At 61.2% G+C, this 17,570-nt stretch carries 1 protein-coding gene (only partly in view); it reads left to right on the plus strand.

From position 1 onward, the window contains the following. Positions 1–17,570, plus strand: partial view of an immunoglobulin-like domain-containing protein gene (locus tag ACP158_RS02700; protein ID WP_424947447.1) — the 5' portion only. The gene runs 14,455 nt beyond the window's last position; only the first 17,570 of its 32,025 coding nucleotides appear in the window; the start codon lies at positions 1–3; the stop codon falls past the right edge of the window.

Raw genomic sequence — 17,570 nt, forward strand, 5'->3', positions numbered from 1 at the left:
ATGACTAATTTCCTTTCGCGTAGCAGCCGGCTCATCTCGCGGGCGTTTATCGCCGGCGTCCTTCTGTTGTGCCTGGCCGCGCAGGCGCAGGCGCAGGGTCTTGCGTTTACCGAGGACGGACAACCCGCGGTCACCAGCGATGGCGTGACGGTGGCCAGCGAGGGCGAGACGGTGGGTAGCGTAACCTACGCCAACGCAGGCGACACCCTGACCCTTGCCTTCACGCTCAATCAGGCATTGGCAAGCCCCCCGGAAGTGACCATCGCCGGGCAGGCTGTCACGGCGGCAAAAGGCACTGGCAATGATTACACCGCGACCTACACGGTGGGCGCGGCGGATGTTGCGGCGGCAAGCGACGGCGTGCCGGTGGTATATGACATTGGCGCAATGGTAGCCGCCAGCAATCCCGCCCTTACCCTTGACCCGCCCGCGGCTACCGAAAGCGGGCATCTAATTGATGTGGTCGCGCCAACGGTGGAGTCCTTTGTTGCCGTCGATTCCACAGTCAGCGTGATTGATACGCGGCAGAATTACGCCATTGGCTTCTCCGAGCCGGTGACTGGCTCTTTTGATAAGACCGACATCGCCGCCGAGGGTGCCGTTGTGCATCGCGTTACCCTGAGCCCCAGAACATTCGACCGCTCCTATACCATCAACCTCACCGCGAAAGCGGCAGACTTCACCCTGACTCTTGGCGCAAATCAGGTTGCCGACCTGGCCGGCAACACCGGTCCCGCGACCCCGCAGGTCGCAACCGGCACCGCCATCGCCGCGTCCGCGGATGCGTCTCTGAACACCTTGTCGCCTGTGGAAGGCGGCCCTTTGCTCCCCGCCTTCGTGCCTATCCTCCATGATTACAAAATGAGCGTCGCGAATGAAGTGGCAAGCATTAGGTTTGTGCTTGAGACGGCTCAACCCGCCGCGCGCGCGACTGTGGGCAAGTTGGGCTTGGACCCGGTCGCGCTTGCCAACAATCTAATCTCCGCTGGGATTGACCTGGAGGTGGGTGAAAACGCCCCCATCGTGATCATCGTTACCGCCTCGAACGGCAGCGACACCCAAACCTACCGCGTCGTCGTCACCCGTGCACCGGCAACATTGGCAGGAGTCATTACCGGTCTGGCCGTCAATACGCGGACGACGCCCGGCAGTACCACCCTGACCTGGGATGCCTACCAGTATGGTGAGGAAGGGTCGAAGATGACCTACGACGGGGTATATGTCATTGAAAGTGCCACCAACGAAACAAATGAAGCGGTTCTGGCGGCCGATCCCGATCCCGATCCCTCGCCATATATTTGGAGCGATGCTGAAACCACTACCGCCGGCGCCACTACCCATACCTGGAATGCCGGCAGTATACCTAAAGTCCATAGAGTCAGAATTGACGACCCGGCTGACGTTACCGGCGACACCAAAATATACAGCGCCTTCCTGCCGGGCGCCGGGTGGTTTGCGCTAACCAGTAGCGGCAGCACCGAGCCGGCGAATCCGAAGTATGCCTACGATGTGGCGGCAACGGGTGCCACCACCATAGACTTCCGATACATCCCGCCTGGTGTTATCAACCAGCCTAATTCCGACGACATCATCGCGGCTTCCCATGTTGCCGCGTCCGGTGTCGTGACCTCATTGGCTGGCACCGCCACCGACAACAACGGCACGGTGAGGGTGCGCTCAACCGACCGACTATACCGACAATCTCTGAGCAATCCGAGCAGGATAAACCTCTACCGATGTCACGCGCACGGCGATATAACCGAAACCGACGGAACAATAGTGCGTCAAGTCACCTACACCCCGCCTGCCGCCGGCACCGAAGACACCTTTGATGTGCAGGTGCAGAAGGTCTTTCTCCAATTCAGGCCGGAAACCAGAGCAGCCCAGCCAGGTCAGGCCCTTAGGGTGAACTGTTACCCTGACGGCGAGCCGCAGACGCGAACCATCACCCTGACCCGCCCGGCCAACCTGCCGCCGACTGCCACACATCCCTACAGCGACACATTGGAAAGACCAGCCGGCAATCTCGTCACTCTGCAAGGCAGCGGCGCTGACCCGGAAGGTGGCGCACTGACCGCGCTGGCTTGGTCACAAGCAGATTGCGGCGCGGCGGCGGTTGGCGCAACGGGTTGCCCTGCGGTTACTGGTCTGGAGAATACTCGCACTGACGGCGGCACCGGCAACCAGGTCACTGCCACTTTCACGGCGCCGGCTACCGCCGCTACCTTGACCTTTACCCTGACCGCGACCGATGACCGCGCAGCGACCGATACCGCACAGGTGACCGTCAAGGTGACCAACGCCCGCCTGAGCGATGTGGTGTTCACGCCGGCACTTGACGCCCCGGGCCTGTCCCCCTCATTCAGACCCGAATTATTCAACTACAACGCCTCGGTGGCGAGCGATGTGGCAAGTATCACGGTCACGCCGACTGCGCGTGACGCCGCGGCAATCATTGAAGTGAATGGAGTGGCGGTTGCCAGTGGCGCAGCCAGTCAGTCGATTGCTCTGGCGCCGAACCTAAACACGATTACCATTGTTACGCTAACCGCCGATGCAGCCACCGAAACCTATGCCTTCACAATCATCCGTAGCGTCGTGCGCTCCGCTAATGCGGACCTGGGCGGTGTGAGCATAAGGGATAATGACGGCAACGAGGTCGCGCTGAATGAAACCATCACATCCGCGGTAACCACCTATAGCGCGACTGTGGCGTTTGAAGCGACCGACTTCACGCTCACGGCGACGCCTGCTGATAATGCGGCTAATGCGGATGTTGACGGGCTCGGTACGCCTTCCGAGAATTTTGGTTTTGGCGGCGACACGAGATCGATTGATGTTGATATTGAAGCCGAGGACGGCACCTTGAAAAGCTACCTCATCACCATCAACCGCGCAACGGCGGAGACACCCGCGGCACCGACCATCGCCCTGGCTGAGGACACCGGTGATGAAGACAGCGATGGCGTCACCCGCAATGGCCTGGTGAATGTGACTCTGGCGAGTGGTTTCGGCACGGACCGGGGCGCGGAACCGGCTGATTTGTGGGAGTTCTCCACTGCCGGCGCCACGGATTACACCCGCGGCGACAACCCTGCTACCGGCACCGCCGCCAGTTTTGATTTGAGCGGCTTGGGCTTGGCCGATGCCACCTATCAGTTGCGCGTCCGCCAGCGCGTCAATAATGTATTGTCCGGTGTCGCACTTTTGCAAGTAACGCTGGACACCACCGCGCCGACCGTGGACTTCGGCGACATTGCCGAAGGCGTGGCTGGCATGTCACAAAAACACATCATCACCTTCTCCGAGCCGGTGAGCGATTTGGCGGTGGATGATTTCTCCGCTTCCACCAAGGTCACGGTGAATAGCATCGCGTTCAGCATGTTTGACCTCACCATCTACACCATTGATTTCACCCCGAGCGCGGCCGCCTTCCGCCTGACCCTTGCCGCGGACAGCGTGATGGACCTGGCCGGCAACACCGCTCCCGCGAACGCGGTGACGGCGACCCCGCCGTCGACCAAACCGGTTGTTACGGTTACGCCGGCATCGCCGATAGCATTTGCCGAAAATGCCACGGGCACTGTGGCGACTTTCACTGCGGCCGCGACTAGTGGCAGGATGATTACCGGTTACGCCCTCGGCGGGACCGATGCGGATGACTTCGCCATCACTAACGCCGGCGTCTTGACCTTCTTTGCCACGCCGGACTATGAGGCAGCGACCGACGCCAACACCGACAACAATTATGCAATCACCGTCACCGCCACCGACGACGCGAGCGAGACCAGCGACGAGATTGCGGTCACGGTGACGGTTACCAATGTGAATGAATCCGGCGTGGTCACCCTCGTTGGCACGCCGCCTCAGGTTGGGCGGGTATTGACCGCCACAGTAACCGACCCGGATGGCGCGGTTACCGAGGCAGTGTATGAATGGAGAAGCGCGACCCCCCCAAGCACCAACCACGACACCGAGGTCAGCAAAGGAAGCAGCCCGGACTACATGCCGACGGAAGATGATATCGGCAAGACTCTGTTTGTCGTCGTCGACTATACCGACCCGCAGGGCCCCGGGAAATTCGCCTCCATCTTAACCCAGACCGCCGCGGTGATTGCCGTGCCCAACACCGAGCCGGTGATTACCAGAACCGATGGCGATGATGCGATAACGGTTGACGAGAATGTTGCGGCGGTGCATACCTACGCCGCGACCGATGCCGATGCCGCGGATACCGACATCGCCTGGTCAGTCGGTGGCACGGATTCGAGTTTGTTCACGATTGATTCCACAAGCGGCGTATTGACCTTCAACGCACCGCTGCCGAACTATGAAGTGCCGACCGATGACGGTGGCGACAGAGTTTATGACATCACCATTACCGCCACCGATGGCGATAGTGGGGCAAGCGAATTGGCAGTAGCGGTAACGGTTGCCGATGTGGAAGAGACGGGCGCGGTCACCATCACCGGCATCGCTCGGGTTACCGAGGCATTGATCGCCCAGGTCACCGACCCGGATTCTGTCAGCGCGAGCAACCCGTCTGGCGAGATTAGCCGTAACATTGAAAGTTTTTGGGAACGTGCGCCGTCCGGCACCCTTGCCGACGCCGCCGCCTGGGCAGCCATCAGCGGCTCCGAAGGCACAACCTACAGTCCGGTGGGAGATGATGTCGGCAATATCCTTCGAATCATTGTCAGTTATGACGACAGACGGGGTTCCTCTAAAGAAGCCACCAGCGCGGCGACCGCAGTGGTTACGGCGGCACCGGACACCACGCCGCCAGTGCTTACCCTGGTCAGTGTTGTCGCCCCCGACGGTGTAGAGGTAGGGGGCGATGTTATGCGCTGGCTGAATGAAGGCGATGTGGTCACGATAACCCTGCAGTCAACCGAACCACTGACATCTCTTACGCGCGCCGCCAGAATCGTCCACTCCGGCGATAATCAGCTGGTTAGAACGGGTCTGGTGCCCACCGCCAACGCCAACGAATATTCGGTGACCTTTACGGTGCCTGATGTTAATACGGGCGGACTCCCCATAGCCCTAACGATTACCGGTGCCGAAGATGCCGCTGGCAACGAGGCTGTGTTGACTTCTACTCCTCTGAACATAGGGAGCATTGATACCCAAGCGCCGGGGACGACGTTGGTGGGAGATGCTGTCATTACCCTTACCCACGGCGAAACTTACAACGACCAGAGCATACTCATAGAGGGCAAACGCCCAAGTCAGGTTCGCCGCGACAACACTCTGGTGACGACCTTTACCCGTGACGGCATAGCGTTGGACGTGGACGCAGTGGACACCAACACCGCCGGCACCTACATCATCACCTACACGGTAACCGACCGTGCCGGCAATGTCGCCAGGCCGCTGACCCGCACCGTCACCGTTGGCGAACCGACCACGAGCGTAACCCTTGCCTTTAGCACAGCACCCGCTCTCACCACCAGTAATGCCGGTGATTACGCCATAGATGGCGAAACCCTGACCCTGACCTTCACGCTCAATCAGGCATTGGCAGCCACCCCAGCCGTTACCGTGACCATCGCCGGGCAGGATGTCACGGCGGTAAAAGGCAGTGACAATGATTACACCGCAACCTATATGGTGGTCGCGGATGATGTTACCGACGGCGCGGTGATGTATGACATTGGCGCAATGGCCGCCGCCGGTGATGACACCAATACCCTTAACCCGGACCCGGCTACCAGTGCGATTCTAATGGATGTAACCGCGCCCACCGTGACCCTCGGCGACATTGACCCAGGTGTGGTTGGCACGGCGCACGATCACGCCATCACCTTCTCCGAGGAGGTGACCGGTTTGGCAGCGAGTGATTTCCGCGCCAACGAGGGTGTCGATGTGGTGGTGAGCAGCGGTAGCGGCAATGCCTACACCCTCGCCCTCACCCCGACCGATGAGTCCTACACCCTGACCCTTGCCGCGGGCGCAGTAACCGACCGGGCAGGCAACCCCGGTCCCGCCGCCATAGCGCGTGCAAATGGCACGGCAAACTATGCGCCGTCTGCCAATGCCGGAGCCGATGCTACTGCAGTTGCCGGCGCCGAAGTGATGCTGGACGGCTCTGCTACCAGCGATTCCAATAACAATATACTGACTTACGCTTGGGTGCATACCTTGACCGGTGACAGCGCGCCTGTGCCGGCAGCGGTAATCGCCGTGACTAATGCGGATACCGCCACCCCGACCGCGACCTTCATCGCGCCGGCCACGGCCGGGGCTTATACCTTTGAACTGACCGTCACCGATGATGGCACGCCCCCGGCAAGCGACAGCGACACGGTAGTCATCACCGTGACCGCGCCGCCCAACCGGGATCCGGTTGCCAATGCCGGGCCCGATCAAGATGTGGATACCAACGAGGAAGTAACCCTGGACGGCTCCGGCAGCAGCGACCCCGATGCGGGCGATACGCTGACTTACGCCTGGACGCACACCATGACCGGTGGCGGCGCGCCCTCGCCGGCAATCACCTTGACCAATGCCGAGACCGCCGGCCCGACCTTCACGCCTACCACGGCTGGGGCTTATACCTTTGAACTGACCGTCACCGATGATGCCGATTCCCCGGCAAGCGACACCGACACGGTAGTCATCACCGTAACCGTGATGGCCCCCGTACTGTCCACGGATGCGACTCTGGCAACTCTGGTGATTTCGGACGGCACCCTGGCTCCGGACTTCGTGTCTGCCACCGACGCTTACGCCGCCAGCGTGGGCAATGATGTGGCAAGCGTTACGGTAACGCCGACCACGACTGACACCGCCGCCAGCGGCGTGACTGTGAACGGCACGGCTGTCACCAACGAAGCCCCCGGTGTTGCGGTTGATTTGAATGTTGGTGCAAACGACATCACCATCGTGGTCACCGCCGAGGACACCACTGTCACCCAAACCTACACCATCGCCGTCACCCGCGCCGCCGACGAACTACCGCTCCAAACTGGTACCCCGACCCTGTCAACTGTGGAAAATACTCCCGCCGAGACTGCCCTGACGTCCTACACTAGTAGTGAAACGGATTTCTCAACCTTTCTGATAGGCGGTGCGGATACGAGTTTATTCGAGATTAAGAGTGACTCCGCGCTCCATTTCCTGGCTCCGCCGGACTATGAGACACCGCTGGATGAAGGCAAGGACAGGGTCTATGACATCACTATAACCGCCGTCGACGCGGGCAATACTCCCTTAACCCAACCCCTGGACCTTGCGGTAACGGTTACCGATGTGGAAGAGACGGGCGCCATCAGTGCCATCACCGGCACGCCGCAGGTTGACATGGCATTGACCGCCGGCACAGTAACCGACCCGGATTCTGTCAGCGAGACGAGCGGCCCGCCCAACTTGACCGGCGAGATTGCGCCCAGCGCCATAACAAGTTACCAATGGCAAGGCGCGCCGGGCGACACCACCGACCACGCCATTGACAGTGTCGCCTACGCTGCCATTGCCAGTGCCACCGCTTCAACCTACACCCCGGCAGCCGCCGATGAAGGCAGGCTTATTCGAGTCGTTGCCACTTACACCGACCGTCGGGGCAGCGGTAAACAAGCCGCCAGCGCACCGACCGCCGCGGTGATGGCCGCCGTGGCCACCCTGGTGCTGAGCGGCGAGGTGCCTGACCAACACTACATCGTGGGCACCGTGAGCACCCCCCTGTTTCTGCCGGAAGCCAGCGGCGGCACCAGGTTTCCGCCGGAACCCAGCGGCGACAACAGCCCATACGAGTACACCCTGACCGGGCCGGCCGGCGCCGCCCTGCCGGCGGGTCTGAGATTTACCAAAACCGTCCGCAGGCTGACCAGCGAGCCGACCGTGCCGAGCCTGCCGGGGGGGAGCATCGTGCTGACCTACACGGCGACCGACGCCAACGGCGAAATCGTCAGCCAGACCTTCACCGTGACCGTGACCGAGCCGGTGGCAATCGCCCTGGTGCTACCGCCGCCGCCGCCCCTGCAGGTCTATGGCCTGAACACGATGATTATCCCCCTAATCCTGCCGGAAGCGACCGGCGGCACCGCGCCCCTGGCCTACACCATGACCGGCCCGCTCGATGTCCTGGGTCTGACCTTTAATGGGGCAAGCCGCACGCTGTCCGGCACGCCGATCAGGGTGGCGAGGTTCGCCACCCTGTTCTACACGGTGACCGACGCCAACGGCGTCATCGTCAGTCAGCGCATTCGTCTCGCCGTGACCGCCGGCTTGGCACTGAACGCGCCGCCCTTCCAGACCTATACCGTGAACACGCCGATCACCGACCTGGTCCTGCCGGAAGCGGCCGGCGGCCTCGGCGCACTGACCTACTCCCTGACCGGGCCGGAGGACGCCACCCTCCCGACGGGCTACGGTCCCCTGCCGGCGGGCCTGAGCTTTAACGACGAGACCCGCACGCTGTCCGGCACACCGACCGAGGAGGTGGAGGGCTTCACCCTGATCTACACGGTGACCGACGCCGGGAGAGATGGGGCCGAGGCCGAATTCAGTCGGGTATTTGGGGTCGACGTGATAGCCGCCGTACTGTCCACGGATGCGACCTTGTCGGGTTTGACAATTTCGCAAGGCACCTTGGCGCCCGCCTTTTCTGCGGACAACTTGCCTTACACCGCCACCGTGCCAAATAATGTGGAGAGCATTATGGTGACGCTGACCGCGACTGACTCCGCCGCGAGAGTGGAGGTGGTTGTGGAAGGTGTGCAAATTGCCCAAGGCACAGGAGGGGTAACGGCTAATCTGAGTCTGGCTACAGTGGGTGCCGCCGGCAACGGCATCGACATTGAGGTCACCGCCGAGGACGGCAGCACCAGGCAAAACTACACCCTCGCCGTGACCCGCTCCGACAACATCGCGCCGACCGCCAATGCCGGGCAAGCACAAACTGATGCGGTTGCTGGCACGTTCGTGACGCTGGACGGCTCCGCCAGCGACGACCCCGATGGGATGAACGATGCGCTGACTTACGCCTGGACGCATACCTTGACCGGTAGCAGCGCGCCCGGCACGCCCATCGTCCTGGCAGCCACCGCCACCCCGACCTTCACGCCCACCACGGCGGGGGTTTATACTTTTGCACTGATCGTCACCGATGCCGGCACGCCCCCGGCGCCAAGCATCAACGCCGCCACGGTAGTCATCACCGCAACCGGGGCGGAGGTGACCCTGCCGGCGACGCCGACCATTGCCCTGGCTACGGACACCGGTGCCGGTGCCGGTGCCGATAGCGATGGCATCACCAATAATGGCGTGGTCAATGTGACTGGTCTGGTCACTGGCGCCACCTGGAAACACATCATCAACGGCACACCCAGCGCAGTCTTTGATTCCGCCACCACCACCTTCACCCTGGATGAAGGCGTGTATGCCGTTGACGAGGTGCAGGTCGTGCAGATCGTGAACGGTGTGGACTCCGCGCCCGCCACCTTTGCCAGGCAGATTACCGTGGACACCACCGCGCCGACCGTGGCGACCTTTGACATCATTGACGTCCAAGGCACGGTTGGCACGCCGCAGACGCACCCCATCACCTTCTCCGAAGCGGTAACTGGTTTGGACGCGACTGATTTCATCGTTTCCAGCCTCATTGCGCCGTCCGGTGACATCGTGGTGGATAGTGTGGCCGACTCCGGCGACCATACCACCTACACCATTACCTTCACCCCGGCCGTGCCCTCGGTAGCCTTCAGCCTGACCCTTCCCATAAACAGCGTGGCCGACATCGCCGGCAACACCGGTCCCGCCGTGGCAGCGACCATAACTGGCGCCGCCACCGCCGCCGCGTCCACGGATGCGACTCTGTCGGGTTTGACCATTGCCGAGGGCGGTAACGACGTGCCTCTGGATCAGGCCTTCGTGTCTGGCACCCTGACCGGCTACACCGCCGGCGTGCCAAATAATGTGGATAGCATTACGGTAACGCCGACCACGACTGACGGCGGCGCAACCGTGACTGTGAACGGCACGGCTGTCACCGGCGACACCCCCGCTGTTTCGGTTGCCCTGGATGTTGGTAAAAACGACATCACCGTCGTGGTCACCGCCGAGGACGGCACTGCCACCCAAACCTACACCGTCGCCGTGACCCGCACCGCCAACACCGCGCCGAGAATCACCAGAACCGCTGGCGATGATACAGTGAGTTATGCCGAGGACCGCACCAATGCAGTGTGGGACTACGACGCGACCGATGCCGATGCCGCGGATACCGACATCATCTGGTTGTATGGTGGCGCGGATGGGGATTTGCTTGCGGTTGATAGGGATGGCGTATTGACTTTCAACACCCCGCCGAACTTTGAAGTGCCAACCGATAACGGTGGCAACCATGTTTATGACCTCACCATTACCGCCAGCGATAGGGGCACGCCGCCGATGACAGACAAACTGACGGTTACGGTGACGGTTACCAACGTGGATGAGCCGGGTGCCATCAGTGCCATTACCGGCGACGCGCAGGTTGGCGAGACGCTAGTCGCCGGCACCGTTGAAAGCGACCCGGATGCCGTCACCGCGGCCAACATGGATGGCACGGTTAGTGTCGCCCCCACCCACCAGTGGCAAAGCGCCGCGGACGGCACCGCCGCCGACTCCGACGACTGGGCACCCATCAGTGGTGCCACCGATGCGACCTACGAGCCGGTAGTTGGTGATGTCGGCAGGATTATTCGAGTGGTTGCCACTTACACCGGCGTCCCGGGATTCGCCAGCCAGACCGCCACCAGCGCGGCGACCGCCGCCGTGATTGCCGCGCCCGACACCATCGCGCCGACGGTGGAGACCTTTGACAACATCACCGACGTCGGTGTGATTGGCACCGAACAGACGCACACTATCACCTTCGACGAGGCGGTTACCGGTTTGGAAGTGAGTGATTTCGGCACTTCCAGTGAGGTCACGGTGAATAGCGTGAGCCCGGACAGCGGCTTCAACACCACCTACACCATCGCCTTTACCCCGAACGCGGCAGCCTTTACCCTGACCCTTGCCGCCAATAGCGTGTCCGACACCGCCGACACCCCGAACCCAGGCCCCGCGAGCGCGGCCAGCGCGACCGGCACCGCCACACCGGCGCCCGACACCACGCCGCCGACGGTGGAGACCTTTGACAACATCACCGACGTCGGTGTGATTGGCACCGAACAGACGCACGACATTACCTTCTCCGAGGCGGTAACCGGTTTGGAAGTGAGTGATTTCGGCACTTCCAGTGAGGTCACGGTGAATAGCGTGAGCCCGGACAGCGGCTTCAACACCACCTACACCATCGCCTTTACCCCGAACGCGGCAGCCTTTACCCTGACCCTTGCCGCCAATAGCGTGTCCGACACCGCCGACACCCCGAACCCAGGCCCCGCGAGCGCGGCCAGCGCGACCGGCACCGCCACACCGGCGCCCGACACCACGCCGCCGACGGTGGAGACCTTTGACAACATCACCGACGTCGGTGTGATTGGCACCGAACAGACGCACGACATTACCTTCTCCGAGGAGGTGACCGGTTTGGCAGCGAGTGATTTCGGTGCTTCCGATGATGTTACGGTGAATAGCGTGACCCCGGCAAGCGGCCCCAGCACCACCTACACCATCAGCATCACCCCGAACGGGATAGCCTTCGACCTGATCCTTGCCGCCGACAGCGTGATGGACACCGCCGCCACCCCGAATATGGGCCCCGCGACCGCGGCGACCGCGACCGGCACCGCCGCCGTTGCCCTTATCTTTGCCACAGCGCCCGCGTTCACCACCAGCAACGCCGACACACAACGCGCCAAAGCCGGCGACATCCTGACCCTGACCTTCACGGTCAATCAGGCATTGGCAAGCGACCCGGTCGTTAGCATCGCCGGGCAGAGCATCACGGCGACAAAAGGCGTTGGCAATGATTACACCGCGACCTACACGGTGCTCGTGGATGATGTTACTGACGGCGCGGCGGTGAGTTATAGCACTGGCATACTGACCGCCGCCGCTGGACCCGACAGTAATACCCAACAGGTAGATGGCCAGAGTGTGATTCTAATTGATTTGACCGCGCCAACCATCACCCTGACTGATGGCGACGCGCCTATCGTTCTGGCTGTGGGCGAGGCATACACAGAGCTGGGTGCCACCGCCACGGATAATGTGGATGCCGATGTCGCCACGCCCACCCCGAGTGGCGCAGTGGACACCGCCGCCGCCGCGGAATACACCGTCACCTACACCGCCACCGACCGCGCCGGCAATGTCGCCACGCGCACCCGCACCGTCACCGTGCGCGAGCCGACCGCGAGCGTAGCCCTTGCCATTAGCGGGGGACCCACGCTCACCAGCGATAACGCCGTCAATAGTGATTACGCCAGAGACGGCGACACCCTGACCCTGGCCTTCGCGCTCAATCAGGCATTGGAAAGCACCCCGGAAGTGACCATCGCCGGGCAGACCGCCACGGTGGTAAACACGGGCAATGATTACACCGCAACCTATGTGGTGGTCGCGGATGATGTTACCGACGGCGCGGTGATGTATGACATTGGCGCAATGGTAGCCGCCGGTGATGACACCAATACCCTTGACCCGGGCCCGGTTACCAGTGCGATTCTAATGGATGTGACCGTGCCCACCGTGACCGACTTCGGCGACACTGACCGCGGTTTGGCTAACGTCGTGCGGGTGAGCGACCTCACCTTCTCCGAACCGGTGACCGGTTTGGTAGCGGGTGATTTCAACTCTCGCTTCGATTTCAGGGTGAGCGGCGTTACCCCGAACAGCGGCTTCAACACCGTCTATACCATCACCTTCACCGCGACAGATTCACCCTACAACCTGCGCCTTAACGCCAACGCAGTAACCGATCGGGCAGGTAACGCTTCGGCAGAGGTGAGAGAAAGTGGCACGGCAAACTTTGCGCCGTCTGCCAATGCCGGAGCGGATGCTAATGCAGTTGCCGGTGCCGAAGTAACCCTGGACGGCTCGGGCGGCGATGGCGATGGTCACGTGCTGACATACAGATGGGAGCATACCTTGACCAATGGCGGCACGCCCGCGCCTGAAGCGGTAATCACCTTGACCAATGCCGACACCCGCAGCCCGACCTTCACCGCGCCTGCCGAGGCCGGGACCTATACCTTCACCCTGACCGCTACGGATACTTTCGACCCCCCGGCAAGCGGCACCGACACGGTAGTCATCACCGTGACGCCAGCCCCAACTCCACCGGCTACTCCGGCACTTGTTCTCGGCGCAGTCACTGATACCAGCATAATGCTCTCATGGGGTGCAGTGGATAATGCCGACAGTTATACCCTGACCCGAATTGTTGCAGGCGAAGATGATGTTGAAGTGACAACAGGCAATGTATTGACTGCCATTGATGAGAACTTGGAACCTGCAACCGATTACCAATATGTCATTACCGCAACAAATTCTGATGGGACAAGTGACCCTTCCGCCGAGTTTGCTGCCAGGACTGATGCAACACCAACTCCACCGGCACTTGTTCTCGGCGCAGTCACTGATACCAGCATAGAGATTACCTGGGGTGCGGTGGATAATGCCGACAGTTATACCCTGACCCGAATTGTTGCAGGCGAGGGTAATAATGTAGTAGTGGCAACAGGCAATGTATTGACTGCCACGGATACTGGCTTGACTGCTGACACAGAGTATAAGTATGTCATTGTCGCAACAAATTCTGTTGGGACAGGTACTCCTTCCGCCGAGTTTACTGCCAGGACCTCAGTACCTGTCGTGACCGACACCACCGCGCCGATGCTTACCTTCAACCGGTTTGAACACGCCGATGGTGTAGTGGTTGAAGTAGCGGGTGAGGACATCACCTTCCTGAACGCAGGCGACACCCTCACGGTATTCGTGGATTCCACCGAACCGCTGGCGGATGCTTCCCTTACCGATGCCGCCGTATTTGACATTGACGGCGACAAATCTGCGCAAAACCTGGTTCAGGTCGGTGCTACCAACCAGTATTCGGCGACCTATACGATCACCCGCACTGACAACGACACAACGCCAGTGTTTAAGGTTAGCGGTGTCACGGACACTGCCGGCACCCCGAACACGGCAGACGATTTCACTACTGACCTGGGAACGGTGATAATTGACACCACTGCACCGACCGTGGACTTCAACATCAACAACCTTGCCGATGGTGTGGTTAGGGTCTTGCAGAACCACGACATCACCTTCAGCGAGGCGGTAACCGGTTTGGCAACGACTGGTTTTTCCAGTTCCCAGGATGCCGCAGTGGTGCTCGTGAGCGGTAGCGATAGTGGGTATACCCTCTCCATCACTCCGGACGACATAAGCTACATCCTGATCCTTGCCGCCGACGCAGTAACCGACCTCGCCGGTAACCCCAATGCCGAGGCGAGGGTAACCATATCCGACAAAGTAAACCGACTACCGGTTGCCGATGCGGGGGCCGATCAATCTGATGCGGTTACCGGCACGCAAGTAACGCTGGACGGCTCCGGCAGCATCGACGACGATAGCATTAATGATCTGACTTATTCCTGGGCGCATACCTCAACCGATGGCACCCCGCCGAATCCTTCTGTGACGATTACCGAGAACGGCACCGATGCTGACGACCCCGCCACCCCGGCCGCGGTCTTCACGCCCACGGTCGAGGGGGTTTATATCTTCACCCTGACCGTCACCGATAAATTCTCAACCCCGGCAAACGACAGCGACACGGTAACCATCACCGTGACCGAGCCGGCCGCGACCGCACCACCGAGCATCACCCTGGCTACGGACACCGGTGCTGATACCAGCGATGGCATCACCAGCAATGGCGTGGTGAATGTGACTCTGGCGAGCGGTTTTGATCCCAGCAGGTCCCCCGACGGGGACACCTGGCAATACTCCACCGATGGCAGTGTCCCCAGCACCGCCGGCACCAACCCCGTTTCCGGCACCGATGCCAGTTTCACCCTGGATGAGGGCGTGTATGACGCTGATGATGTGCAGGTGCGCCAGACCGTGAACTCAGTCGTATCCGAAGTTGCCAACCTCGGCGCGGTTACCGTGGACACCACCAAGCCGGTTATCGCTCTGGAGGGCGGCCCAGTTACCGTTGCCCACGGCGGCACATACACCGAAGATGAAGATGCGGGCATTAGGGCGGGGCGGGACGACACTACGGCGATGACGACTACCGGACCCGACGCTATGACAGTAAATGGCATAGCAGTGGACACCACCACCGCCGGCGACTACCTCATCACCTACATCGCCACCGACCGCGCCGGCAATGTCTCCAACACGCTGACCCGCACCGTCACCGTGGAAACCCCGGTAATCACCGGTCTGAGCGCCGATGTGCTGACGGACAAAGAAATGACCATCCTGAACTGGGATGCCTACCAGTATGATGCTGCCGGCACCGAGACGACCTATACCGGGGAATACGTCATTGAGGGGTACCTCTCCCGTGAGCCGGGGGATACCCCGCCTTTGGATGCTGTTTTTACCGCAAGCGGACAAACCACTAGCGGTGGTGACACCGACCACACCTGGAGTGCTGGCTTCGGGGCTAGATTCTATCGGATCAGTATTACCGACCCGACTGACAGCGCCCAAAAACTATACAGTAATATCGTGAAAGCCTCCGAGTTGCGCACGATAACCAATGACCGCAGCCTGGCACCGTTGAATCCGCAATTTTCTTACCATGTGGCGGCAACGGGTGCCACCACCCTGGACTTCCAATACTTCCCGCCCGGTGGCGGCCGCGGGGCCCTACCGGCTAACTATGTTGCCGCGCCCGGTGTCTTGACCTCGTTGGCGAGCGGCACCACCGCCGACGGCGGCAGGCTGGAGGTGCGCTCAACCGACCGTCTATACCGACAATCTCCGGGCAATCCTGGCAGGGTAGCACTCTACCGATGTAGCACTGGCGGCGATATAAGAGGCGCTATATTGCGTGAAGTCATCTACACCCCGCCTGCCAGTGTGACCCCTGACGACACCGAAGACTCCTTTAAGGTGTCGGTGCAGAGGGTCTTTATCCAAGCCAGGTCGGAATCCAGAGGGGTCTCGGGAGGAGGCGCGGGAACGGGAGCGAGTGTGAACTGTTACGTCGACGGCGCGGCGGAGACGCAAACCATCACCCTGAGGCGCCCCATCACGCCGGTAGCCAGTGGCGCGGCAGCACCGAGTTATGCCGAGAACACCCCCGTCACCACGCCAGTGGCGACCTACACCACGGACGACACCAACAGCATCGCCTGGTCAGTCGGTGGCACGGATATGGATTTCTTCTCGATTGACGACGACGGCGAATTGAGATTCATAAACCCGCCGGACTTTGAAGCACTAGCGAATGTCGACGGCGACAATGTGTATGACATCACCATCACCGCTACCGAAACCGATGGTGTCCCAAGCAACCTGGCAAGCGCACCGCTGGCGGTTACGGTGAGGGTTACCAATGTGGATGAGGCGGGCGCCATCGGCGACATCGGCGGCAGCGCGCAGGTCGGCGTGGAATTGACCGCCGGCACAGTAACCGACCCGGATTCTGTCAGCGAGACGAGCGACCCGCCCAACTTGACCGGCGAGATTGCGACCAGCGCCATAGCAAGTTACGAATGGCAAAGCGCGCCGGGCGACACCACCAACCACGCCATTGACAGCGCCGCCTACGCTGCCATTGCCAGTGCCACCGATTCAACCTACACTCCGGCACCCGCCGATGAAGGCAGGCTTATTCGAGTCGTTGCCACTTACACCGATGGTGAGGGTAGCGGTAAAGAAGTCACCAGCAACCCGACCGCCGCCGTGCAGGCCGCGCCGGTGACCAAACCGGTTGTTACGGTTACGCCAGCATCGCCGATAGCATTTGCCGAAAATGCTACGGGCACTGTGGCGACTTTCACTGCGACCCCAACTGGCACCAGAACCATTGCCAGTTACGCCCTCGGCGGGGACGATGTGGATGACTTCGCCATCACTGACGCCGGCGTCTTGACCTTCAGCGCCACGCCGGACTTTGAGGCGCCGACCGATGAGGGCACCAATAACGTTTATGCAATCACCATCACCGCCACCGACAGCGCGGGCGAGACCAGCGACGAGATTGCGGTCACGGTGAGGGTTACCGATGTGGATGAAGACGGCACAAACCGGGCACCAGTGGTGACCATTACCACCACCGACCTAAGTGAGGCGCGGTATAACGAGGCCTTTACCTTGATCGGTGAAGGTACCGACCCGGACGGTTCCGACACAGCCCTCTTCTTTACTTGGGAGCAGATAAATTGCGGCGCGCGCGACGCGCCCGGATCCGTCACAATCGGTAAAATCGGTACACTGGTACCCGGCACAACGCATGGCGCTGCGGATTGCCCGAGGGTCACCTTGGATGTCGACCGCGACAAGCCCAGAACCGTATCCTTCACCGCGCCGGATGTCGCGGCCGACACCACGCTTACCTTCCGATTCACGGCGCGAGATAAAATCGGCGACAACGATAGTAAGAGCGATAGCAAGACTGTGGACATCCGCCTTATCGCGCCGCTTTCCAGCATCGCTGGCGCCGCGGCGGT

It is taken from the genome of Candidatus Spongiihabitans sp., from assembly GCF_965247905.1.
In the GTDB taxonomy this organism is placed as follows: Bacteria; Pseudomonadota; Gammaproteobacteria; order Arenicellales; family Poriferihabitantaceae; genus Spongiihabitans.